The organism is Flavobacterium potami (assembly GCF_020026915.1).
GTDB lineage: Bacteria > Bacteroidota > Bacteroidia > Flavobacteriales > Flavobacteriaceae > Flavobacterium > Flavobacterium potami.
This window is the reverse complement of sequence record NZ_JAINUY010000008.1, coordinates 1-23,154: the sequence shown is the minus strand read 5'-3', so window position 1 is coordinate 23,154 and position 23,154 is coordinate 1. Positions and strand designations below refer to the sequence as shown.

Annotated in this window: 21 protein-coding genes; 13 read left to right on the top strand and 8 right to left on the bottom strand. The window is 32.7% G+C overall.

Annotated elements, in window-relative coordinates:
* Positions 1–101: 101 nt before the first annotated feature.
* Positions 102–1,658, bottom strand: coding sequence for a hypothetical protein (locus K6T82_RS20715; protein ID WP_223710209.1), 1,557 nt, complete (start codon positions 1,656–1,658; stop codon positions 102–104).
* A gap of 107 nt (positions 1,659–1,765) precedes the next feature.
* Here K6T82_RS20715 and K6T82_RS20710 point away from each other — a divergent pair, with 107 nt between their 5' ends.
* Positions 1,766–4,156 (top strand): penicillin acylase family protein, encoded by a 2,391-nt coding sequence (locus K6T82_RS20710; RefSeq protein WP_223710207.1) that lies wholly within the window; start codon positions 1,766–1,768, stop codon positions 4,154–4,156.
* Between the two features lie 129 nt (positions 4,157–4,285).
* On the opposite strand, the gene K6T82_RS20705 is transcribed toward K6T82_RS20710, so the two are convergent.
* The 4 genes from K6T82_RS20705 to K6T82_RS20690 all read right to left on the bottom strand — a co-directional run bounded on the left by K6T82_RS20705 (position 4,286) and on the right by K6T82_RS20690 (position 9,020).
* Complete coding sequence (locus K6T82_RS20705; RefSeq protein WP_223710205.1) at positions 4,286–5,725, bottom strand: serine hydrolase; 1,440 nt, start codon at positions 5,723–5,725, stop codon at positions 4,286–4,288.
* Between the two features lie 312 nt (positions 5,726–6,037).
* Positions 6,038–7,546 (bottom strand): serine hydrolase domain-containing protein, encoded by a 1,509-nt coding sequence (locus K6T82_RS20700; protein WP_223710203.1) that lies wholly within the window; start codon positions 7,544–7,546, stop codon positions 6,038–6,040.
* A gap of 78 nt (positions 7,547–7,624) precedes the next feature.
* A complete protein-coding gene (locus tag K6T82_RS20695; protein WP_223710201.1) occupies positions 7,625–8,419 on the bottom strand; it encodes a helix-turn-helix transcriptional regulator in 795 nt (264 codons plus the stop codon).
* 196 nt (positions 8,420–8,615) lie between these two features.
* Positions 8,616–9,020 (bottom strand): hypothetical protein, encoded by a 405-nt coding sequence (locus tag K6T82_RS20690; RefSeq protein WP_223710199.1) that lies wholly within the window; start codon positions 9,018–9,020, stop codon positions 8,616–8,618.
* Between the two features lie 283 nt (positions 9,021–9,303).
* Here K6T82_RS20690 and K6T82_RS20685 point away from each other — a divergent pair, with 283 nt between their 5' ends.
* Positions 9,304–10,647, top strand: coding sequence for an FAD-dependent oxidoreductase (locus K6T82_RS20685; RefSeq protein ID WP_223710197.1), 1,344 nt, complete (start codon positions 9,304–9,306; stop codon positions 10,645–10,647).
* Positions 10,648–10,710: 63 nt separating this feature from the next.
* On the opposite strand, the gene K6T82_RS20680 is transcribed toward K6T82_RS20685, so the two are convergent.
* Entirely contained in the window at positions 10,711–12,228 is a 1,518-nt protein-coding gene (locus K6T82_RS20680; RefSeq protein ID WP_223710195.1) for a helicase HerA-like domain-containing protein, read from the bottom strand.
* Positions 12,229–12,607: 379 nt separating this feature from the next.
* Between K6T82_RS20680 and K6T82_RS20675 the strand changes: the two genes are divergently transcribed.
* The 8 genes from K6T82_RS20675 (at position 12,608) to K6T82_RS20640 (ending at position 19,080) form a co-directional block, all read left to right on the top strand.
* Entirely contained in the window at positions 12,608–13,432 is an 825-nt protein-coding gene (locus K6T82_RS20675) for a MotA/TolQ/ExbB proton channel family protein (RefSeq protein ID WP_223710193.1), read from the top strand.
* Positions 13,433–13,476: 44 nt separating this feature from the next.
* Positions 13,477–14,088: an ExbD/TolR family protein gene (locus K6T82_RS20670; protein ID WP_223710191.1), complete on the top strand. Its 612-nt coding sequence runs from the start codon at positions 13,477–13,479 to the stop codon at positions 14,086–14,088.
* Between the two features lie 19 nt (positions 14,089–14,107).
* Positions 14,108–14,665: an ExbD/TolR family protein gene (locus K6T82_RS20665; RefSeq protein ID WP_223710189.1), complete on the top strand. Its 558-nt coding sequence runs from the start codon at positions 14,108–14,110 to the stop codon at positions 14,663–14,665.
* Positions 14,666–14,703: 38 nt separating this feature from the next.
* On the top strand, positions 14,704–15,507 hold the full coding sequence (locus K6T82_RS20660; RefSeq protein WP_223710187.1) for an energy transducer TonB: 804 nt from the start codon (positions 14,704–14,706) through the stop codon (positions 15,505–15,507).
* Entirely contained in the window at positions 15,507–15,734 is a 228-nt protein-coding gene (locus K6T82_RS20655) for a hypothetical protein (protein ID WP_223710185.1), read from the top strand. The genes K6T82_RS20660 and K6T82_RS20655 overlap by 1 nt, the downstream gene beginning before the upstream one ends.
* 5 nt (positions 15,735–15,739) lie before the next feature.
* Positions 15,740–16,663 carry a PstS family phosphate ABC transporter substrate-binding protein gene (locus tag K6T82_RS20650; protein WP_223710183.1) on the top strand — a complete coding sequence of 308 codons (924 nt, stop codon included), beginning with the start codon at positions 15,740–15,742 and terminating at the stop codon, positions 16,661–16,663.
* 16 nt (positions 16,664–16,679) lie between these two features.
* Positions 16,680–18,347, top strand: coding sequence for a tetratricopeptide repeat protein (locus tag K6T82_RS20645; protein ID WP_223710181.1), 1,668 nt, complete (start codon positions 16,680–16,682; stop codon positions 18,345–18,347).
* A gap of 100 nt (positions 18,348–18,447) precedes the next feature.
* Positions 18,448–19,080: a 7-carboxy-7-deazaguanine synthase QueE gene (locus K6T82_RS20640; RefSeq protein ID WP_223710179.1), complete on the top strand. Its 633-nt coding sequence runs from the start codon at positions 18,448–18,450 to the stop codon at positions 19,078–19,080.
* 71 nt (positions 19,081–19,151) lie between these two features.
* Here the strand turns inward: K6T82_RS20640 and K6T82_RS20635 are convergent, their stop codons facing one another.
* Positions 19,152–19,697 (bottom strand): YfiT family bacillithiol transferase, encoded by a 546-nt coding sequence (locus K6T82_RS20635; RefSeq protein ID WP_223710177.1) that lies wholly within the window; start codon positions 19,695–19,697, stop codon positions 19,152–19,154.
* Between the two features lie 18 nt (positions 19,698–19,715).
* Entirely contained in the window at positions 19,716–20,423 is a 708-nt protein-coding gene (locus tag K6T82_RS20630) for a class I SAM-dependent methyltransferase (RefSeq protein ID WP_223710174.1), read from the bottom strand.
* Between the two features lie 72 nt (positions 20,424–20,495).
* Here K6T82_RS20630 and K6T82_RS20625 point away from each other — a divergent pair, with 72 nt between their 5' ends.
* From K6T82_RS20625 to K6T82_RS20615, 3 genes are all read left to right on the top strand, one after another.
* Positions 20,496–20,990: a YkgJ family cysteine cluster protein gene (locus K6T82_RS20625; protein ID WP_184159670.1), complete on the top strand. Its 495-nt coding sequence runs from the start codon at positions 20,496–20,498 to the stop codon at positions 20,988–20,990.
* A gap of 89 nt (positions 20,991–21,079) precedes the next feature.
* On the top strand, positions 21,080–22,315 hold the full coding sequence (locus K6T82_RS20620; protein WP_223710172.1) for an ABC transporter permease: 1,236 nt from the start codon (positions 21,080–21,082) through the stop codon (positions 22,313–22,315).
* A gap of 506 nt (positions 22,316–22,821) precedes the next feature.
* On the top strand, positions 22,822–23,154 hold a 333-nt coding region (locus tag K6T82_RS20615; RefSeq protein WP_223710170.1), incomplete at its 3' end, for a hypothetical protein.

Here is a 23,154-nt window from a genome sequence, read left to right as displayed (position 1 = left end):
ACCCACGAATTCACGAATTTGTATTTTTTTAATTTGTGTAATTTGAATTAAATAAAGCACAAAGATTTGAGTTAATTCGTGAATTCGTGGCGGAAAAAAAACTAAATCAAAATCTTCTTCAAAGACTCTGCAATACTTCTCCACAAAAAGTTGTAGAATGATTTTTCCTGAATTCTTTCTATTTCAATTTCGGCAGTTTTAGATTTGTCTTTAGAATCGTCTTTGACAAAGAGATTCACGACGGCACTTTTGAGTTTGGCTTCTTTTTCAGGATTTTTCTTTTTGTATAATTTTACTTTTAAATCGTCATAATCCAGAGAAGCATTTCCTTTCGAAATATTATCATTCCCGTAGAAATTAAAACGGTATTTGTTGAAAACTCCGGTAAACGAAGCGTTCATGTAGGGTTTGCTGAATCTTCCCATTGCGGCAACATCAAAATTGGAAATTACGCCTTGAATGTGAAATCCATCATTTTTGTCTAAAACATTAAAACTCCAATCTACATCTAGCGGAGATTCTTTCATGAAAATACATTTGACTTTTATTTTAACATCATTTGTTTTTTTCAAACCAAAACCACTTCGAAGATTGGTTGCCTGTAGATTGAATTTATCAAAATTTAAAATTCCAGGGCCTTTAGAAAATTCAATTTCTTCTTCATAAACCAGTTTTGATTTTAAAACTTGTAAAGTGTCAATTTGAAGCGGGAATTTAAGGTTTCGCAATAAATGATTGTACAGGTATTTTTTACTCAAATCGTCTTTTGGCATTTTGCCACGATAAATATTCGCATCAAAATGATTGATTACTAATGAATTTGCTTTAAAATAAAAACGGTCATTTTTAAATCCCCAATCCATTTTTGCAACTTGTGCTGAATCGAATTTTAGGGTATAGATATCTTTTTCTTTCTCTAAACGCTTCACAAAATTAGGTCTGTCAAACTGAGGAAGATTAGAAAAATTATTGATTTTTAAGAAGTTCTTTTCGGTACTTATTTTTCCAATATTGATATGGTAAAAAATATTTGGCCTGTAAAATAAACTATCAATTACTAAAGCATAACTTTTGTACTGAATTGGAATTTTTTCTTTTAAAGTGGCATCAGTTATTAAAATTCCTTCCAGTTTTAAAAGGATTTTTTTAATGCTGAAAATTGGTTTTTCAGTGTCTAAAGAAACCACGTCGACAGTTCCGTCGTTTAGGTAAATGTTTGAAACAGCCACAATTTTGCGAAAAGGATCTACAATTTCTTTTTGAATGCTTTTGCTGTTGTTGATTAATTTTTCGCCTTTTTTATATAAAATAATTCGAGGTTTATTGATGATAATGCTTTCTGCCTGAATAATATCGCGAAAAGCCAAATCCCAGATATTAAAATGTTTTATAGTAATAGATTCAATCTTAGAAAAGAGTCCGTTTTTACTGTCTTTAGGTTCGTTTTTCGGATTTACCAATAAAGTCTGGGCATAGATATTTCGAGAAAAAAGCGAGACTTCAATTTTTTCGTAATTGATATTGTAAGCCGTTTTGTTTTTTTCATGAATAATGATCGGAAGTTGCTTTTTAATCCAGTAATTCAGCCCAACATTTGCCATAATTACAATTACAAGGAGAGAAATTACTCCAATCGCTATTTTTTTATAGATTGACATTTACAGTATTAATTTTAAATACATAAATTTAGACTTTTAAAAAGTGTTTTCTTTTATAAAATTTTGACGAAAAGTTATATCATTTTGAATTTTATCCTTTTTAGAGCATGAGAATAATTAAAAAAATCCTACTCACTTTGTTGGTTCTTATTGTCGTTCTGGCAATTGGTTTGTGTGCTTATATTTTTCATCTAAAACCCAAATATGAAGGTTCTTTGCAATTAAAAAATCTGGAAAAAGAAACCACAGTTTACTTTGATGATTTTGGAGTGCCTCATATTTATGCCGATTCCGAAAAAGATGCGATGACAGCTTTAGGTTATGTTCACGCACAGGAAAGACTATGGCAAATGGAATTGTTACGCAGAATTGCACCAGGACGGTTGACTGAAATTTTTGGTGGAGTTGCTTTAAAAAACGATAAATTTTTTGCAGGAATTGGTATCGAAGAAGCTTCCGCGAAAGCGATTTCCCAATTAGACAAAAACAGTGAAAGTTATAAATTGACTCAAGCTTATTTAGACGGAATCAATCAGTATTTGGAAGAAGGAGTTACGCCAATCGAGTTTACTTTGGTTGGAGTAAAAAAACAAAAATTTACAATAAAAGACGTTTATAATATTTTCGGTTATATGTCTTTTAGTTTTGCTATGGCTCAAAAAACAGATCCATTATTAACTGAAATTAAAAATAAATTTGGAGTTGAATATTTGAAAGATTTAGGAATTGAAGGCGAGTTCAATACTACTAGAATCAAGATTTCTAAAGAAAAAACAGAAGAATATACCGAGATTTCAAAATCGATAACAGCGATGTTGGATCAATCTCCGATTCCGCCATTTATTGGAAGTAACAGTTGGGTTGTTGGACCTCATAAATCAAAAACGGGCAAAGTTATTTTTGCAAATGATCCGCATATTGGTTTCTCTCAGCCTGCAACTTGGTATGAAGCGCATTTGGTAACGCCGCAACATGAATTGTATGGCTGTTATTTGGCAGGAACTCCGTTTCCGCTTTTGGCGCACAATAGAGAATATGCTTACGGTTTAACGATGTTTGAAAATGATGATATCGATTTTTATCAGGAAAAAAATAATCCAAATGATGTTTCTCAATATCAAACACCAACAGGTTTCAGTAAGTATGAAATCAGAAAGAAAACGATAAAAGTAAAAGATTCTGCAGATGCAGTTTTGGCAGTTAAAATAACACGTCATGGTCCAATTATGAACGATTTTATGGAACGTTTAGAAAGGAAAAATCCAATTGCAATGTCGTGGACGTACACCAAAGAACCAATTTTGATTCTAGACGCCGCTTACGGACTTTCGCATGCAAAAAATACAACGGAATTTAAAAAAGCAGTTTCTTTAATTGCAGCGCCTGGATTGAATGTAATGTACGGCGATGCCAAAGGAAATGTAGCTTGGTGGGCGAGTGGAAAATTGTACCGACATAATGATGGTGTCAATACGCATTTGATTTTAGACGGTGCAAGTGGTAAAGATGATATCACGAAGTTTTTAGATTTCGAACAGAATCCGTCTGCTGAAAATCCAGAATGGGGTTATGTTTATTCTGCTAATAATCAGCCAGAAGCAATTGATAACGGTTATTTATATCCAGGATATTATTTGCCAGAAGATCGTGCAAAAAGAATTTCGGGAATTTTAGATGCGAAATCAAATTGGGATAAAGAAGCCATCAGTAAAATGATTTATGATAATACATCTGATGTTGCAGTTGGTGTGGTAAAAGATTTAATTTCAAGTTTAGACGCAAAACCGCTTTCAAACAAAGAAAAAGAAGTAATAACTGTTTTAAAATCTTGGAAAGGAACAGCCAATTTAGAAGATGTCGCACCAACAATTTACAACAAGTGGATTTATCTGTATTTAAAAAATACTTTTGAAGATGAAATGGGGAAAGAAAACTTCAACTTGTTTTTAGGAATTTCTTTAGGGAAACAAATTATCGCCAATCAGATAAAAAATGAAAATTCGGTTTGGTGGGATAATATCAAAACCAAAAATGTAAAAGAAACCAGAACAGAAGTGGTTTCCAAATCGTTTCATGATGCAGTTTCTGCTTTACAAAATCAGTTAGGAGAAAATGTTTCAGATTGGAATTGGGGAAAAGTACATACCGTAGAACACGAACATCCGCTTGGAAAAGTTGCTGCTCTTCGCGGTTTGTTTAATGTAGGTCCTTTTGATTCTCCAGGTTCAAATGAAGTAATCAATAATTTATTTTTCGGATTTAATGATGAAGGGAAATATTATACAAAAGGCGGACCTTCAACAAGAAGAATTGTCGATTTTGCAGATGTAGAAAACAGCTGGAGTATTCTTCCAACTGGACAATCTGGAAATCCTTTCAGTAAACATTACGACGATCAAGCAGAAATGTACAATGCAGGAAAGTTCAGAAAAATGAAATTGAATAAAGAGGAAATTATAAAAACATCAACAAAATTGATTTTCAAACCGAAGAAGTAAAAATTTTGTTTCAGGTTTAAAGTTTCAGGTTTCAAGTTTATTCGAATCTTAATAAAGAAGGTTCAAAGGTTTCGTAATAAAACCTTTGAACCTTTGTCACTTTGTTACTTTGTCCCTTTAAAAAAAAAGCTATTTCAAAATTTCTGCTAAAACTTTCTTCCCGTTTTCGTTTGTCGGATCCAATTCAACTGATTTTTTATAATTCGCGATAGCCAATTTTTTATCTCCATCGGCTAAATAAGCTTCGCCTAAACTGTCATAAGCATTTCCTGATTTTGGAAAAGTTTCAGTATTAATTTTAAAAACTTCAATCGCTTCTTTCTTTTTTCCAGTTTGCAATAACTGATAACCGACTCTGTTCATATCGCCTTCTTTAATAGCGTATGTTGGATCGTTTTTAAGCTTCTTGTAGCTTTCAGTTCCTGCAACAGCACCTTTTTCTGTATAAACATCTAACAAATCAAGAGCCAATGATTTTTTGGGTTGATTGACTGGCTGATTGTATAATATAGCGCGAATTCCATCGTTCATTTCTCCTAAGACAGTTCCTCCCGTATTATTCAATAAAACAATCAGGTTTTTATCAGTTGGATAACGTGAAATAATGGTATTAAAACCATTAATACCACCACCATGTCCTATGGTTTTTAATTTTCCATTATCAACTTCTTCAATAAACCAGCCATAGCCATAAGAAGCTTTTCCTAAACTTATGTAAGGTTTAAACAACGATTCCATCGATTTTGCCGAAAGAAGTTTATTTGTATACAATGCCTGATCCCATAAAAATAAATCTTCTACGGTAGAATATAAAGATCCAGCCGCATACGGAATACTCATGTCAAGATATGCGGCATTTACAATTTTTTTGCCTTGTTTCTCGTAACCTGCAGCTCTGTTTTTTAAAATAACATCGCTATGATCATAACCCGAATTGACCATTTTTAAAGGTCTAAAAATGATTTCCTGTAGATATTGTTCGTACGTTTTACCCGAAATCTTTTCAATAATATAACCCAATAAAAAATAACCAGAATTACTATAATTGAATTTTTCACCTGGAGTAAATTCTAAAGGTAAACTCGAAAATGTTTTTACAAATTCTGCCGGAGTGTAGGGGTTTCTGGCTTTGTCTTTAAAAAAGTTTGGCGCACTGGTGTAATTTGGAATTCCAGAGCTGTGTGTCAATAATTGATGAATCGTGATTTTATCGCCATTTTCTTTTGGATAATCGGGTAAATAAGCGCTAATCGGAACGTCAAGTTTTAATTTTCCTTCTTCAGCCAATTTAACAATTAAAAATGCTGTAAATTGTTTGCTGATAGAACCCAATCTAAATTTAGTATCGGGCTGATTTGGAATATTCCACTCCATATTTGCCGAACCAAATCCTTTTTTGAAAATAATTTTTCCGTTTTCGGTAACCAAGGCAGAACCGTTAAATTGTCCGTATTCGTTGTATTTGCTTAAAAGTTGCTCAATTTGCTGCGCTTTGTCTTGCGCAAAAATGCTTAATGCTGAGAGTTGAAAAACAACTAAGAGTACAATGAGTTTGATTGATTTTTTCATGATAATAGTTTTGGATTAATAAAATGATTCGTTTTTGATTGATGATTGAAACTTTGTAATAACTGGTCGTTTCAAATTGTTAGACGATCATTTTTTAATTTGGTTTCAGAATTAATTCATTTTTTTACTTTTTAAAAGGTAAAAAGCAGAGCACAGACCAAAGCGGCTTTTTAAGCAGGTCTATGCTCATAACTAACAAATGTTTTTAATACATATTTAAGCAGTTAAAACTTTGCTTATGTACAATAATAGAAGTATAAATAATTTTATCATGGTATTCAGATTAGTATTAATATCTGATGTTGATGGAAATTATTTTGTTTCGATATCCACTATTTTTCTACCATTTTCGCCCAAATAATGAACAACAATATTTTCGTAAACTTTATAGCCATCATCAACATTCGTAAAAATGATTAAACCTTGTTTGGTTTTTGGCAGCAAAAGGAAAATGGTCTGAACGCCTTTATCTGCGCCACCATGAGAAAGCGCATAATTTTCATTTCCTAAATCGTAGATTTCAAAACCTAAACCAAAGTATTTGTTCTTTTTTGTCTCGATCTGATGCGAAATCATGTCATCAAAAACCTTTTTGCTTAAACCTTCGCTGTTCATTACACTCGATAAAAATTTCCCATAATCTTCAACTGTAGTTAAAAGATCATCTGCAGCGCTGGCGGTTTTGTTTTTTGTTGGTTCGTAAGCATTTCCGTTTTTGTCGTAGTTAACAGCATATCGCGAAATATCAACTTTGTCATTCCATACAAACTGAGTATCATTCATTTTCAGAGGCTCAAAAATCAATTCTGAAGCCAATTGATCTAAAGTTTTATGGAATTTTTTTTCCAACGCTTTTCTCAAATATTCCATACCCTCTCCAGAATATTGATATTGTGTTCCAGGTTTAAACTTAAAATCCAGTTTCTTAGATTCGTTAAAATCCCGCCAGTTCGGAAATCCTGTTTGATGGCTTAAAATGATTCTGGTTGTCAGTAGTTTATGATTTGCATCTTTGGCAATATCCGGATCGATCCAGTATTTGTCGAGCGGTTCGTCCAAATCCCATTTTCCCTGAGAGACCAATTTTAAAGTGACTATCGCCGTTACTGGTTTTGTCAATGATGCAATATTCCAAATCGTATTGTAAGGCGCAGGAACATCTCGTTTGAGTTTGCCAAAAGTTTTGATTTGTTTCAATTTACCATCAGAAATAATTCCAATTCCTAAAGTAGGAATGTTGTTTTCTTTCAACCATTTTTCAGTTTCCTGATCGTTGTCAAAAAGATTAGATACGCCTGCAATAGAACTTGTCATTTGATGGTTATAACTTAGCGATCTTGCCAATTTCCAATCTTTATTTTTTAAGAGCCAGAGATGTGTGAATTTTGCGAAACTTCCGGCTTGTTCGGCATTTCCAGCTGAAGTTTCATAAAAACGATGCGTTCCCATTTGTATCGCACCATACAAAACGCCGTTTTTATACAAAGGATAAATTTCTGTACTTCCATCAATTAGTTCTCTTCGGTAATTGTATTTTCTGGTTGGAGAACAAATACCGCTTTTAAGTGTTTTTAAAAATCTAGCTTTATCCGAAACGCTGTCTTTGTCATGATAAAACTCAAAATCTTCGGTGTATAAATTTTCAAATTGTTTTATATCGCAGGTATTAAAACCTATAGTAAACAAAAGACTGTCTTTTGACAAAATGGTTTTGTACAAAGAGGAGTTTTTTTCTTCTTGCGAAAAAGTAACTTGTAGCTGAAATAGCAATATTCCAATTAATAAAGTCTTTAATTGAAAAAAAGAATGATTGATATTCATTTTGATGATGGATTGATGATTAATGATTTTGCAAGAATACTACAATCATGATCAAGAAAATTGTATAAAAGCGAAAACTTATCTTTTTTTGGAAAGAAAATACAAATCAGGATTGAACGTTTTTGGAGTTGTTTTGGTGACGTCTTTGAATTTTTTTATAAAGTGAGATTGATCAAAATATTTGTTGTAAAGTGCAATTTCGGTCAAACTCATTTTTTCTAAATCGGCATTTACCATTTGATCGACAGACTTTCTGAATTTTAGAATCTGAATGTATTTCTTAATCGTAATTCCCGTTGCGGTTTTAAATTTTATTTGAAGTAATCGTTGTGAAAGTTTTAAAAGCTGGCCAATTTGAGAAACAGAAATCTCTTCTTTTTCTTTTTGAATAATTTCGCAAATGTTTTCCACAATATTTTTTTTCGGATTTGAATCTGCTAATGCTTCAAAATAGAGGTTTACGGTATATAATAAGGTTTCAATATCAGATTGAATCTCAATTTTAAAAGGCAATTCGATCGAATCAATTTTAATGATAGAATCTGTAAAATTGCTCAAATCATATTTCGGAAACATTGAAAGTGTCCATGCGTGAAATTGAATGATTGTAACTTTAGTTTTAGGCTGAATGTTCACTAAAACCTTATTGGTCATTTGCGAGCAGAAATAAATTCCCTCGCTCATTTCGTATTTACTTTTACTGGTATGAACTTCAATTGCATTTCCGCTTATAATTGCCAGATTAAAACATCCGTTAGGTAAAACGAGTTTGTTTTCAATCAGGCTTTCGCCGAAGCTATTATCCAGACACCAGATTTTGTTGACAAATCTTTCGGATTTTTTGCTGACGTAATATTCAGAGTAAAGATTCATCTATTAAATGGTATGATGTTGTTTTGTTTTAAAGATTTTAAAATGTTGAAATTTTGTACTTATTCAAATTTCAAATTCGCGGCATTAATTTTTAAGGAGTTCACTAATTCTTTAAATGAATTGAGATATAGTTTGAATTCAGTATTATCTTTTGCAGACAAAACAGCGGTTATAATAGTAGTTTTAGACTCAATAATTAGTAAAACTTCTTCTTTAGAATCTGGATATATATATAGTTTACAGCTTTATAGCGCCCAGTCAGGAAATTATCCTTTTTTAAATTTTTGAATTTAAGTTCTAATTCATCAATTTTTATTTCTGGAATTTGGTTTTTTAGACTTGTATTATTTCCTTCAATCCATAAATTTAAATCCGGAGCCGATTCATAATCTAAAGCATAAACGTACATATAAGTATTGTCGCTGATATTTTTTTCATCAGGTTTTATTAAAAATGGAAGTTGATCGTTTTCCACCTGAATCCAGTTTTTAGGAATATTAAGAATTACTAAATGTTTATGACCAGTCAACATTTTTGTTTGTGCAGAAATATTGAAAACAGCTAAAATAAAGAATGTAATTATATAGATTTTGCTTTTCATGCATTGATCGATTTAGTGTAAGCGAATGTATCATTTTTCTGTGAAAAAGTTACATTGCATTTAAAAGAAAACCCCTGTAGAATCGACATAATTATTTCCAAAAATTTCCTCTTTTACCGCACCAAGTTTTTGAGTTGCCTTTTGAGATCTGTTGCTTTGATAGAACAATTTGTTAAATGAGTACAAATAGAAACATTCCTTACACAACAAATAATTTACTTATTTTAAGAGTTGTCTACAATTATTACTTATTTTTACGACTCATATATTAGATTTTCCCTCGATGCAAACTTCATTAAAAATTGCTATTGTTGGTTCTGGACTTGTAGGATCGCTTTTGGCAATTTATCTAAAAAAAGCTGGTCACACTGTTCATGTTTATGATCGTAGTCCCGATATCCGAAAAATAAATTTCTCTGGACGTTCCATTAATTTGGCGATGTCCAATCGTGGTTGGAAAGCGTTGGATGCTGTTGGTGTTGGTGATGCCGTACGCGAAATTGCGATTCCAATGGACAAAAGGGCGATTCATCTAGTTGATAAATTAAATTTTCAAAACTACGGTCAGGAAGGAGAATCGATTTACTCTATTTCGAGAGGAAAACTAAATCGAAAAATGATCGATCTTGCGGAACAGGCCGGAGCAGAATTTCATTTTGAACAAAAAGTTTGGGATGTTACTTTGAACGATGCTACTTTACATATAGGAGAAAGCGAAAGAGGCGAGTGGGAAGAGCGAAAATTTGATATGGTTTTTGGTGCCGATGGCGCCTTTTCGAGAATTCGCCATAGAATGCAGCGCCAGAGTATGTTCAACTATTCGCAGGAATTTTTGAATATGGGTTATAAAGAATTGAACATTCCGGCAAATCCAGATGGAACTCATAAACTAGATAAAAATTCATTTCATATCTGGCCAAGAGGCGAATACATGTTGATTGCGCTTCCAAATCTTGACGGAAGTTTTACGTGTACTTTATTTATGCCTTTTGAAGGTGAAAACTCTTTCGAATCATTAACAGACCGAAAAATGGTGGAAGATTTCTTCGAGAAGAATTTTCCTGATTCTATCGAAGTAATTCCGGAATTAGCCAATGATTTCTTTAAAAATCCAACGAGTACTTTGGTAACTATGAAATGTTTTCCTTGGACTTTTGAAAATAAAATTGCTCTAATTGGAGACGCCTGCCATGCCATTGTGCCATTTTATGGACAAGGAATGAATGCTGGTTTTGAGGATATTACGGTTTTAAACGAAATGATTGAAAAGTACCAAGACGACTGGAAAAAGATATTTTCTGAGTATCAGATTTCCAGAAAACCTAATGCAGATGCCATTGCTGAACTTTCGTATCGCAATTTCTTGGAAATGAGTACCAAAACTGCCGATGAAAAATTCCTGCTTCAAAAGAAAATAGAAAAAGTTTTTTCAGATAAACACCCAGACAAATGGATTCCGCTTTATAGCCGAGTTACTTTTAGTGATCGCCCGTATGCCGAAGCTTTAGCAATCGGAGATTATCAAAACGGGATTATGGAAGAAATTTTAAAATTGGATAATATCGAAAATATATGGAATACTCCAGAAGTTGAAAACAAGATTTTGGATTTGCTTCAGAAAGCTTAATTTTAAATAGCAATATCAATTACAATCTTTAAAATTGTAATTGATATTGAATATTATAATTTTCTATTTCTTGAATATTTTAGTCAAGACGCCAAAAACGCCTCGTATAAAAGTGGCACTTGTTACGACTTTCAATACAGATTTTGTAACTACTTCTGTAGTAGTTGGTCCTGTCTTTGAAGATTTTGCAGGCGCTTTTTCTTCCTGATTCGCCGTGGCTTGATTTGCCTCTTCAATCTTTTTAGTTAATATTTCGTAGGCACTTTCACGATCGATTTCTTCAACGTATTTCTTAACTAATTTAGATTTTGCGTTAATTTCTTCAATTTCATCATTCGTTAAAACATCCATTCTGCTCATTGGCGCGCGCATCATCGTTGCAACCAGAGGAGTAGGAATACCTTTTTCGTTAAGTGCTGTAACCAACGCTTCTCCAATTCCTAAACTGGTTAATAATTCGTCAGTTTTATAATAAGGAGAAGTTGGGTAGTTGTCTGCTGTTTTTTTAATTGCCTGACGGTCATTTGCTGTAAAAGCTCTAAGAGCGTGCTGAATTTTTAAACCTAATTGAGCTAAAACACCACTAGGAACATCCATTGGATTTTGAGTTACAAAATAAACACCAACTCCTTTTGAACGAATCAGTTTTACAATGGTTTCTATTTGTTCCAATAATGCCTTACTGGCTTCGTTGAAAATTAAATGCGCTTCATCAATAAAGATTACTAATTCCGGTTGGTCTGCATCTCCCTTTTCTGGCATTTTTTGGTAAATCTCAGCCAAAAGACTTAACATAAAAGTAGAAAACAATTTAGGCTTATCCTGAATATCTGTCAAACGGATGATATTGACATACCCTTTACCATTTTCATCAATTCGCATTAAATCGTCGGTTTCAAAAGATAATTCGCCAAAAAACAAGTCGCCACCTTGTTGTTCTAATTCTATAATCTTTCTAAGAATAGTTCCCGTTGTTGCGGTCGAAATTTTACCATAATTCGCTGCAATTTCTTCTTTTCCTTCTTCAGTGATATAATTGATAACCTTTTTAATGTCCTTTAAATCTAATAAAGGCATTTGATTATCGTCGCAATATTTAAAGATAACAGCAACAACACCAGCTTGAGTATCATTTAGATCCAGTATTCTAGAAAACAAAACAGGACCAAACTCAGAAACCGTTGCACGCAGACGAACTCCATTTTGCTTAGACAAAGACATTAATTCAACAGGAAACGAAGCAACATTATAAGGTATGTTCATTTTAGCGTGACGCTCTGTAATGAAACTTTGTTCTTTTCCTTCTTTTGCAATACCACTAAAATCACCTTTAATATCCATCATTAAAACAGGAATTCCGGCATTAGAAAGTTGTTCCGAAAAAACCTGAATTGTTTTGGTTTTTCCGGTTCCTGTTGCACCAGCAATTAAACCATGACGATTTAATGTTTTCAGCGGAATCTTAACGTGCGCTTCTGCAAGTGGTTCACCGTCAAGTATTGCCCCTCCTAAGATAATGCTGTCTCCCTTAGAAGAATACCCTGTATTTATATCTGTAATAAAATTATCTTTTTTATTCATTTTTTATTTGTAATTTAGATGATTATGCGAGTATTTGCTTGTTTTTGGGTATTTTTTATATGTTTTTTTTAGTAAGAAAAAGCCTTTTTTGATTGAAAAATTAATAAAAAAAAAATTCGCAGCTTTTTAAGAAGATATCAAAGGAATCTTTGAATATTTACTAAAACGTTGTAATTTTTCTAATTATCGTCCTTTTTTTTGGTTTATCTAAAAAATGACGTCGGCAATTTAATGAGATATTTTTTAAATTGAAGTTAAATTTCGGTCAATTAAATTAAAAAAAGTTTTTTTATTTAAACTAAACGTATAAATTTGCTCCTCTACAAGTTAAATATAACTAAAAAATAAAAATTATTTAAAACTATTAAAATTAAAAAAAATGGCAAACGTTAAAGTTAAAAAAGAGAGCACTTCAAATGGGGGAGGAATGATTACAGGGATCATTATTGTAGCGTGTATCTTAGTTGGGTTTTTAATTTGGAAATTCGTGATGGGTTCTCCTGCTAACTTTGAAGGTGGGAATCCGGAAACAGGTCACCCAATCAATACTTTAGGAATGGTATACAAAGGAGGTTTTATTGTACCAGCATTATTAGGTATGTTTTTAATGGTTGTTGTTTTTTCTATTGAAAGATACATTGTTATCGGTAAAGCGGCTGGAAAAGCTAATTTAGATACATTCATGAAAAATGTTCAAGGAAGTATTAAAGAAGGAAACATTGAAGCTGCTATCGCTTCTTGTGACAAACAACAAGGTTCTGTTGCAAATGCAATTAAATCTGCTTTGATTAAATATCAAGACGTTAAAAAAGAAGGATTCAACAGTGAGGAAGCTTCTGAAGTAATCCATAAAGAAATTGAAGAGGCAACTTCATTAGAAATGCCAATGTTAGAGAAAAACATGACTATCGTTTCTACTTTAGTATCTTTAGGTACATTAGGAGGATTATTAGGAACTGTATCTGGTATGATTAAAGCGTTTGGTGCGTTAGCTTCTGCTGGTACTCCTGACCAAGCTGCTCTTGCAACAGGTATTTCTGAGGCACTTATCAACACTGCAACAGGTATCTCTACTTCTGTATTAGCGATTATCTCTTACAACTTCTTTACTGCTAAAATTGACGATTTAACTTACTCTATCGATGAGGCTGGTACTACAATCGTGAATACTTACAGAAAATTCAGAGGAAGTTTAAGACAATAATTAATTTTTGATATTTAATATCAAAAAAATAAAATAAAAAGATAATGGCTAAAATAAAAATGAAAAAAAAGTCTACATCGACAGATATGACTGCGATGTGTGATGTTGCATTCCTTTTGCTAACGTTCTTTATTTTGACCGCTACTGCTAAAGTGCCAGAAGCACTTCCTGTAGACATGCCTTCTTCTGTTGCTCAATCTAAATTGCCAGATTCAGATTTGGCTATTATTACAGTAGGAAAAGGAAAAGTGTTTTTCGACATCAAAGGAAGAGAGATTCGTAAAAGAACTCTTGAAGGTATTGGTGCAAAATATGGTATTGAATTTTCAGAAGAAGATAAAACCAAATTTTCATTAATGGATGATTTTGGTGTGCCAGTTACAGGTTTAAAGCAAATCATTGACATGAAAGCGGCGGACAGAACCAAAGCAGATCAACCTGGAATTCCTTTAGATTCATTAGATAATCAATTAAAAGAATGGCTTCTAATCTCTAGAAGAGCTACAATTGATTTAGATGATAAAGAATTACAGATTGCGATTAAAGGAGATGCTAAAGAAGAATATCCAAAAATTAAAAAAATTATGGATATCTTACAAGATCAGAAAATCAACTCTTTTAACCTAGTTACAGGAAAAAGAGGAAGAGACTTTTAATTAAAAAATATACACTAAAATGGCTGAATTAAATACCGGCGACGGCGGTGGTGGTAAAGGTGGTAAAGTAAGAAGCAAAAAGCAAAGTTCGAAGGTCGATTTAACGGCAATGGTGGATTTGGCATTCTTATTGATTACATTCTTTATGTTAACTACTTCGTTGTCAAAACCTCAAGCGATGGATTTGTCTCTGCCAGATAAAGATCCGGATACGACAAAGAAAGATGAAACGAAGGTAGATGAAAATCGTACCATGACGGTTATGTTAGGAGCCGATAATAAAATTGTTTATTATATGGGGTTACTAGCAACTCCAAAAGTAGGTCCTAAAGATATAGCTTATGGTAAAGATGGTATTCGTAGAGAATTACTAAAACAAAAGAAAGCTGTTTTGGCATATTCTGCAGGTTTAGGAAAACCTAAAAACGGAATTATCGTGATCATTAAACCAACTAAAAAATCAAATTACCGTAATTTGGTTGATATTTTGGATGAGATGGCAATTACAGGAGTAGATACTTATGCAATTGTTCCTGAGTTTACACCGGAAGAGACAAAAGTGATTGATAAAAAATAAGAGCGATCTTAATTTTGTCAACTTAAAAATCAAGAGATATGAAATTAGATATTATAAAAAATCAATGGCTTGATATCGTATTCGAAGGACGTAATAAGATATATGGAGCATACGAGCTAAGAAAATCAAACGGAAAAACAACTGTGAAAGCACTTGTTATCGGTTCTATTATTTTTAGCGTTGCTATTGCTGCACCTCTTATTGCAAGTTTCTTACCTGATTCTGAAGAACCAGTAGAGAATAACGATATTAAGATTGCAACGGTAAAATTACCTCCAAAGAAAAAAGAGGAAATTAAACCAAACCAACCGCCACCACCACCACCACCACCAAAAGTGGATCAAGTGAAATTCGTGAAACCGGTTGTTGCGAAAGCAGAAGAAGTAACAGAAGATCCACCAAAAATTGTGGATTTGAAGGACAAAAAAGTTGGTGCTGAAACCATCAAAGGAGATCCAGATGCAGTTTTAACTGTTGATGAGCCAGTTGGAAAAGGACCAGTACAAGAGGTTATTCAAGAAGATAACACTGTATATAACACAGCTGGTATCGAAGTAAAACCTGACTTCCCAGGAGGAATTGAGAAATTCTACAAATTCGTAGGTAACAATTATAAAACTCCAGAAGAAGAAGGATTAAAAGGTAAAGTTTACGTTACGTTTGTAGTTGAAAAAGACGGGTCATTAACAGATATCAAAGTTCTAAGAGATATCGGTTATGGTACAGGAGCAGAAGCGATTCGTGTTCTTAAAAAATGTCCAAAATGGACTCCCGGCGAGCAAAATGGTAAAAAAGTTAGGGTATTATACTCTCTTCCTATTACTATTCAATCTGCAGAATAATGTTAAAAGATATACTTAATAATATTCAGAAGAAATCGCTCAAAGAGCGATTTCTTCTTGTTTTAGGAATACTGTTTTTTTTAATTTATCTTGTACTTGGTTTAATGATTATGTTTTGGGAAAAACTACCCCTTAATATGGAGCCTAAATACAGATATGCTTTTGGTGGATTGCTAATAGTATACTCTGCGATAAGATTTTTAAGATTAATTAATTCAAAAGAATAACAATTATGTTGAAATATAGTAAGGCTTTAGGTTTGGTAGTTTTTGTCTTTTTGTTTGCCATGTGTAACCAAAAAAACAAAAATGAGGCTGAAAAAGAAACCATTTTAAAAGGATCAATTGATCTTGCTGTTGACGAAACTGTAAAACAGATTGTAGACGATCAGGTTGCTGTTTTTGAAGGGACTTACTATGATGCAAAAATTACTGTTAAACCAAAATCGGAAGCGGAAGTTATAAACGATTTGTTGAATCAAAAAACAAAAGTCGCAATAACAACTAGGGATTTAACAACAGAAGAAAAGGCGCGTTTTGAAAAAAGCAAGATTAATCCTAGAGTCACGCCTTTTGCACATGATGCAATTGCATTTATTTCAAATAAAAGCAATAATGATACATTAATTGCGTTGAAAAGTGTGATTGATTTTCTTCAAGGTAAACCAGATCCGAAAATAAAAGGTTTAGTTTTTGACAATCCTAATTCAAGCACTGTTCGTTATATGAAAGATTTGGCAAAGATAAATGAGTTGCCTAAAACTGGCGTTTTCTCTTTCAAAACAAATAATGAAGTGATCAAATTTGTTTCTGAAAACGAGGGTATGATTGGTGTTATTGGTATCAATTGGATTTATCAACCAACTCCAGATATGACACAAACAGTGGATAAAATTAATGTTTTGTATGTTAAGGGTTTAAAAGGTAATGAATACTTTAGCCCTACTCAAAACGACCTGGAATTAGGAAATTATCCTTTGGCACGTGATTTGTTTATTATCAACTGTCAAGGTTATTCTGGGCTAGGTATGGGATTCGCTTCTTTCATAGCCGGTGAAATAGGACAAAGAATCGTTTTGAAATCAGGTTTACTTCCTTATAAGACACCAGGAAGAAAACTTCAAATTAGAAAAGAAATTATAAAAGATAAAGAATAAATTAATTACGATAAAGATGAATAAATTTAAAATTTTTAGTCTTGCATTAGTAGTTTCGGCTACGGCAGCAAAAGCGCAAGACATCAACCAGGCAAAAAAGGCGATTGATGCAGAGCAATTTGAGAAAGCAAAAACATTGCTTAAATCAATGATCAAAGCGAAACCTTCAGATGGTGAAGCAAATTTTGTTTTAGGTAACGTTTATTTAAATCAATCTGTAGTAGACTCTGCGAAAATCTACTACAATAATGGATTACAAGCTTCAGATAAGAAAAACTTAAGCTATATTGGTTTAGGTCAGTTAGACCTTGATGCAAAAAATACTGCAGCGGCTCAGGCTAACTTTACCTTGGCTACTAAAGACATGAGAAAAAAGGATGTGAATGAATTTATTTACATCGCTAGAGCATATATGAATTCTGAGAATCCAGATTATAAAAGTGCAGTTGATATTTTGAAGCGTGCTTTATTGGTTGATCCTCAAAATGCTCAAGCACTTTTGGCTATTGGAGATGCTTACTACGGTTCAAACAATCAGAATGATGCTTACAAATCTTACCGTGATGCATTTACAGCTGATAATACATTATTAAGAGCTAAAATGCAATTAGGAGTTTTGTTGAAAGGTGCTAAATCTTATGATGAAGCAATTAAATCTTTCAATGAAGTTATTGCTTTAGATGCTAATTACGGACCAGTTTACAGAGAGCTTGCTGAAACTTATTACAAATGGGCAAGAAATAAACCTTCTACTTCTAAAGTTAATTTGCAAAATGCAATTACTAACTATGAGAAATACTTGAGTTTAACTGATTACTCAATGGATTCTAAAATGCGTCATGCAGATTTCTTAATCTTGGTAAAAGATTACAAACAATTAGAAACTGTTGCTAACAAAATGATTGCTCAGGATAAAGTAAATCCTAGAATCTACAGATATTTAGGATATGCTGCTTACGAAAACGGAAATGTTGACGTGGCTATTAAATCTATTGAAGATTTTATTAAAGCTCCAGGAAACAAAGTTATCGGTAGAGATTACTACTATTTAGGATTATCTAAAATCAAAAAAGGAACTGCTGCTGACGGTACTGTTGATCAAGCTGCTTTCGATGCAGGTTTAGCTGATATTAAAAAAGCAGTTGAATTAGAGCCATTGGTAGTTGAGGAATTTGCAGATTTCGGAAAAGAATTATTCGGTAAAAAACAATATGATCAAGCAGCTGCTATTTTTGAACTTGGAGCAAATAATGCTGAATCAAAAAATTATTTAGATGATAGTGTTTATTATGGTATTTCTTTATACTACGGTAATGCTAGTAAGCCAAAAGAAAACCGTGATGCGGTTGCTTTAGCTAAAGCAGATGCAGTTTTTGATAAAATTTTAACGACTGCTCCTAATTACGATGAGGCTTATATATACAAAGCAAGAATCAACTCTTTATTGGATAAAGATGATATGATCATTAAAAACTACGAAGAATATGTTGCGAAAATTACGGCAAAAGGTGCAGAAGAAGTAGCTAAACCAGCTGTAGTTAAAAAGTTTGTAGAAGCTTATAATAGTATTGGTGCTGCTTATGCAAATACTGATAAAGTTAAAGCTATTGAATATTTCAATAAAACTTTAGTATTAGATCCAGCAAACTCTTATGCTACACAGTCTATTAAAGCTCTAAAATAATTTAGATTTTTAAAATAAATTAAAAACCGATAGTTCAAAAAACTATCGGTTTTTTTGTTGTGTATATTATTGACTATCTTTGCACTCTTAAAATATTAAAATGTTACCGAAAGAAATACAATTAGAAATAAATAAAGGAGCAATGCTTCCTTTGATGGAAGAATTTTATACCATTCAAGGAGAAGGTTCCCATACTGGGCGTGCTGCTTATTTTATTAGAATTGGAGGATGTGATGTAGGATGTCATTGGTGTGATGTAAAAGAAAGCTGGAATGCAGAAATTCATCCACCGACAAGTGTTGATTTAATTGTAGAAAATGCTGCAAAATTTGCAGATACAGTTGTTGTAACCGGTGGAGAACCGCTGTCTTGGGATATGACACTTCTTACAAATAAATTGAAAGAAAGAAATTTAAAAGTACATATTGAAACTTCTGGAGCTTTTGAATTATCAGGAACTTGGGACTGGATTTGCCTTTCTCCGAAAAAAAATAAGTTACCAACGAAAACAGTTTATGATAATGCTCACGAATTGAAAGTCATCATTCATAATAAGCACGACTTTATTTTTGCTGAAGAACAGGCTGAGTTGGTTAACGATGACGCAATTCTATTTTTACAGCCAGAATGGAGTAAAAAAGAAGAAATGACTCCACTGATAGTTGATTATGTTATGAATAATCCAAAGTGGAGAGTTTCATTACAAACACATAAGTATTTAAACATACCATAAACTAAAAAATCTCTTCATTTGAAGAGATTTTTTAAGTTTAATTATGTAGCTGTATAGAATTCAGATTTTTATTATTGCCAATTTTTATACTTTTTTAAAGTAGTAATATGGGCTAAATGATGATTTCCGTGCCAGGCATATGTTCCAATAATTTTTTTGATTTTATTTTCGGAATTGTCTGAAGGGTGTACAAAAGTTTTTTCTAAGTCTGAATCTGATAAATTTTTCATGATATAGGCTAATCTAAAGTGAAGGCCTTTAAGTAAATCGAGTGTTGGTTGAATTGGCATTGTTAAATTGTCGTGAATTTCAGACCAAAGAACTTCGTCGTACGCTTTAATAACAGGGTTGTTTTCTGTTAAAGCCCATTTGATTCTAATATAACAGTTCATATGACTTTCAGCACAATGGTGTATAACTTGCCTAACAGACCATCCGTCAGGACGATATGGCGTATCCAATTGTTCATCTGTTAAATGAAGTACTTCTTTTTCTAGTCTGTTTGGTAATGTTGCAATTTCTTCAATTTTTGCAGAAAGATATTCTCGGGAGTAATTATCTGGAGCGATAAACTTGCCAATAGGGTATTTTAGTTTTTCTAAATCTAATTCTTTCATAAATCTGATTGTTGTTTTTTAAATGGATATTTTTGCTAGATAATCGTAATGTTCTCCTTCTAGAATAAGTTCGCAATTCAAACCGTTAGCAATTGCGGCATTTTGAAGTGTATTGTAATCTAAATATAACCAGTCAAAAGTATCTTCCTTTTCCCCTTTGTAACTTATGTTAAAGGTGAGCTCTCCATAATAATCATTCTCAGAGGGAATCCATTTGCCGCCGTCTTCATCTTCATCAAACATATAGATGATATCGGAACTGTCAATTAAAATTTGCCCTCCAGGGTTTAGTAGAGATTTTAATTTCAATAGATAAGTGTTGCAATTTTTTAATTTTCCAAAAATGCCGGTTCCATTCATTAAAACCAAAATAGTGTCAAATTTTTCGCCCTCAAAATCTAGAATATTTTTTACTTCGGCTTTTTTGACACCTCTAAGCAGAGTAGTTTCAATTGCTTTTGCAGATATATCAATAGCTGTCACATCTAGATTACGCTCATTTTGTAATGATAAAGAATGGCTTCCTGCGCCACAGCCAATGTCTAATACTTTTCCTCGTGCCAGTTGGAGGGCCTTTTGCTCAATTTTTGGCATTTCGTTATAACTGCGAAAAAGGTATTCAACGCTCATTTCATCTTCTTCAGAAATTGAAGTTTCAGTAATAATATCTTCAGGCGAATTTTTGGTGTAAAAATCAAATATTGCTTTTCCAAAAAGATCTTTCATTGTTTTATTTTAAAGTTTAAGGTTTCGAGTTCAAAGTTGCTTAATTTTGCAGATCAACTTTAAATTTTAAACTTGAAACAGATTTTAAATAACTTAAGTAAGTTAGCCAAAGATAAGCATAACGAGAATAAAAAGTATTTCGATAAGCTTAAAAAGAAACAACCCAAAAATTTAGATTACGTTATGCAGGATTTGCACAATGCGGAATTTAAAAGAACGGATTGTTTGAAATGTGCTAATTGCTGTAAAACAACTGGGCCGCTATTTACGTTAGCCGACATAGAGCGAATTTCAAAGCATTTTAGGCAAAAGCCACAGCAATTCATAGAGCAATATCTTAGAATTGATGAAGATAAAGATTATGTTTTGAAAAGTGTTCCATGTACTTTTTTAGATAATGAGAATTACTGTATGATTTATGATGTTAGGCCCAAAGCCTGTAGAGAATTTCCTCATACAGATCGAAACAAATTTTATCAGATTTCAAATTTGACATTAAAGAATGTTGAAATTTGTCCAGCCGCATTTAATATAGTGGAAGAAATGAAAAAAAAGCTTCCCTTATAAAGGAAAGAATGTGAATTATTTTTAATAATTTCTCATTTTGTTCTTTAAGACGTATTTTTGATTAAAGGAATAATTAAACAACCTGTAGTTTGAATTTAGAATATTTTATAGCCAAAAGACTAATCACTGCAAAAGATTACAAAAGCAGTATTTCGGCACCTATTATTAAAATTGCTATCTCAGCAATCGCAATTGGAATAATTATGATGATTGTTTCTGTTGCAACAGGAATTGGTCTGCAGAAAAAAATTCGTGATAAAGTTTCTGCTTTTAATGGGCAGATCATTATTTCCAATTATGATAATAATAATTCAGAAATAACTATAGTGCCTATTTCTAAGAAGCAAGAGTTCTATCCTAATTTTAAAAGTGTTCCAGAGGTTAGTCATATTCAGGCAATCGCAACAAAGTCGGGAATTATTAGAACCGAAAATGCATTTGAAGGAATTGTTTTTAAAGGAGTAGGAGCAGATTATGATTGGAATAATATTAAAGAATATATTGTAGAAGGTAAATTGCCAGACTTTTCTAAATCGTTAAATGAAGATGTTATTATTTCGAGATTTCTAGCTGATAGGTTGAATTTGAAAATCGGAGATCAGTTTAACACTTTTTTTATTAAAGAGGAACAAGGTAAAATGCCAAACAGCCGTCGATTTAAAATCGCTGGGATTTTTAATTCCGGATTTCAGGATTTTGACGCTACTTATATTATTGGTGATATCCGTCATATTCAGCGAATTAATAAATGGAGTAATGATCAGATAGGAGCTTTTGAGGTTTTTGTAAAAGACTTTGATGAAATTAAGTCGGTAGGAAATAAAGTTTATGAGAAAACATCTTCAAATCTAGATACCAATACTATTATAGAAAAGTATAGTTATATATTCGATTGGCTTCAACTTTTCGATTTTAATATTGTTGTAATTTTAGCGGTTATGATTTTGGTTGCAACTATTAATATGATTGTAGCTCTTTTAGTTCTTATTTTAGAAAGAACGCAAATGATAGGGATTCTAAAATCGATGGGAGCAAATAATTGGTCAGTACGTAAGATATTTTTATACAATGCATTTTATTTAATTCTCCGAGGGCTATTCTGGGGGAATTTAATCGGTATTACGCTTTTGTTGATTCAGCAGCAATTCGGAATTGTTCAGTTAAACCCAGAAAACTATTATGTTAATAAAGCACCAGTGTATTTAAACTGGATATATATTCTTTTGTTGAATTTGCTTACTGTGAGTGTGTGCTTTCTCGTTCTTTTAATACCATCATATATAATAACGAAAATATCTCCAGTCAAAGCCATTCGTTTTGATTAGTGATATAAATATTTAAAATACATTTTCAACCCGACAGCTTCCTAAAGCCTGTCGGGTTTGTTGTTTGTACATATATACTATATAAGTATGGCATGTCATGCTGAGCGGAGTCGAAGCCCATTGAGATTTGTAATTGGGGTAATAATAAGGAGCTAATTCCCGCTATACGCTCCAATCTTTTTACGGCGAACCCCGCCATAAAAAGGATTTCCGCTCCTATCGGGGCTAGGGGATCCGTTTCCAGAAGAAGCGGAAGTAAAAAACTCGGCGTCCTGGCGTCTTTGCGGGATTAAAAACGGCGCAAAGTGCATTTAGTTACCTTAAATTTTCGTCAAAAAACATCCCCAAAACCTGAAACCCCCTCAAAAGAGGCAATCCCAAACACACGAAAAACAAGGAAAAGCGAAACAAACGAGGAAAAACCGCACAAGTAATGAAAAATATTTGAATTGTAAAGATGGCGTTACCAGTGAGTTAAGAAAAACATCGAAAAAAGATTGAAAAAAGTGTTTGAAAAAGCTTGCGTAACTGGAATTGTTGTGTACTTTTGCACCCGCAACAACGAAAAACGTTCACTGAATTACTGGCAAGCAGACGGATCAAAGGAAGGTAAAACTTCCGAAAAAAAAGATTCAAAAAAGCTTGCGAGATTTGAAAATGCTTTTTACATTTGCACCCCGCAAAACACGGAAAGTTCATTGATAGACTGTTGGGGAAAACGAGGAAAAAGGGACGAAAAAAAAGTTTCAAAATTTTTTAAGTTTTTCTTGCAGGAAACAAAAACAATCACTAGTTTTGCACCCGCTTTGAGAAACAAGCGAAAGACACAAAATTACGTT

Excerpts from the sequence above, each read along its gene's own strand:
- K6T82_RS20715 (WP_223710209.1), bottom strand. The coding sequence starts at position 1,658 with ATGTCAATCTATAAAAAAATAGCGATTGGAGTAATTTCTCTCCTTGTA.
- K6T82_RS20710 (WP_223710207.1), top strand. The coding sequence starts at position 1,766 with ATGAGAATAATTAAAAAAATCCTACTCACTTTGTTGGTTCTTATTGTC.
- K6T82_RS20705 (WP_223710205.1), bottom strand. The coding sequence starts at position 5,725 with ATGAAAAAATCAATCAAACTCATTGTACTCTTAGTTGTTTTTCAACTC.
- K6T82_RS20700 (WP_223710203.1), bottom strand. The coding sequence starts at position 7,546 with ATGAATATCAATCATTCTTTTTTTCAATTAAAGACTTTATTAATTGGA.
- K6T82_RS20695 (WP_223710201.1), bottom strand. The coding sequence starts at position 8,419 with ATGAATCTTTACTCTGAATATTACGTCAGCAAAAAATCCGAAAGATTT.
- K6T82_RS20690 (WP_223710199.1), bottom strand. The coding sequence starts at position 9,020 with ATGAAAAGCAAAATCTATATAATTACATTCTTTATTTTAGCTGTTTTC.
- K6T82_RS20685 (WP_223710197.1), top strand. The coding sequence starts at position 9,304 with ATGCAAACTTCATTAAAAATTGCTATTGTTGGTTCTGGACTTGTAGGA.
- K6T82_RS20680 (WP_223710195.1), bottom strand. The coding sequence starts at position 12,228 with ATGAATAAAAAAGATAATTTTATTACAGATATAAATACAGGGTATTCT.
- K6T82_RS20675 (WP_223710193.1), top strand. The coding sequence starts at position 12,608 with ATGGCAAACGTTAAAGTTAAAAAAGAGAGCACTTCAAATGGGGGAGGA.
- K6T82_RS20670 (WP_223710191.1), top strand. The coding sequence starts at position 13,477 with ATGGCTAAAATAAAAATGAAAAAAAAGTCTACATCGACAGATATGACT.
- K6T82_RS20665 (WP_223710189.1), top strand. The coding sequence starts at position 14,108 with ATGGCTGAATTAAATACCGGCGACGGCGGTGGTGGTAAAGGTGGTAAA.
- K6T82_RS20660 (WP_223710187.1), top strand. The coding sequence starts at position 14,704 with ATGAAATTAGATATTATAAAAAATCAATGGCTTGATATCGTATTCGAA.
- K6T82_RS20655 (WP_223710185.1), top strand. The coding sequence starts at position 15,507 with ATGTTAAAAGATATACTTAATAATATTCAGAAGAAATCGCTCAAAGAG.
- K6T82_RS20650 (WP_223710183.1), top strand. The coding sequence starts at position 15,740 with ATGTTGAAATATAGTAAGGCTTTAGGTTTGGTAGTTTTTGTCTTTTTG.
- K6T82_RS20645 (WP_223710181.1), top strand. The coding sequence starts at position 16,680 with ATGAATAAATTTAAAATTTTTAGTCTTGCATTAGTAGTTTCGGCTACG.
- K6T82_RS20640 (WP_223710179.1), top strand. The coding sequence starts at position 18,448 with ATGTTACCGAAAGAAATACAATTAGAAATAAATAAAGGAGCAATGCTT.
- K6T82_RS20635 (WP_223710177.1), bottom strand. The coding sequence starts at position 19,697 with ATGAAAGAATTAGATTTAGAAAAACTAAAATACCCTATTGGCAAGTTT.
- K6T82_RS20630 (WP_223710174.1), bottom strand. The coding sequence starts at position 20,423 with ATGAAAGATCTTTTTGGAAAAGCAATATTTGATTTTTACACCAAAAAT.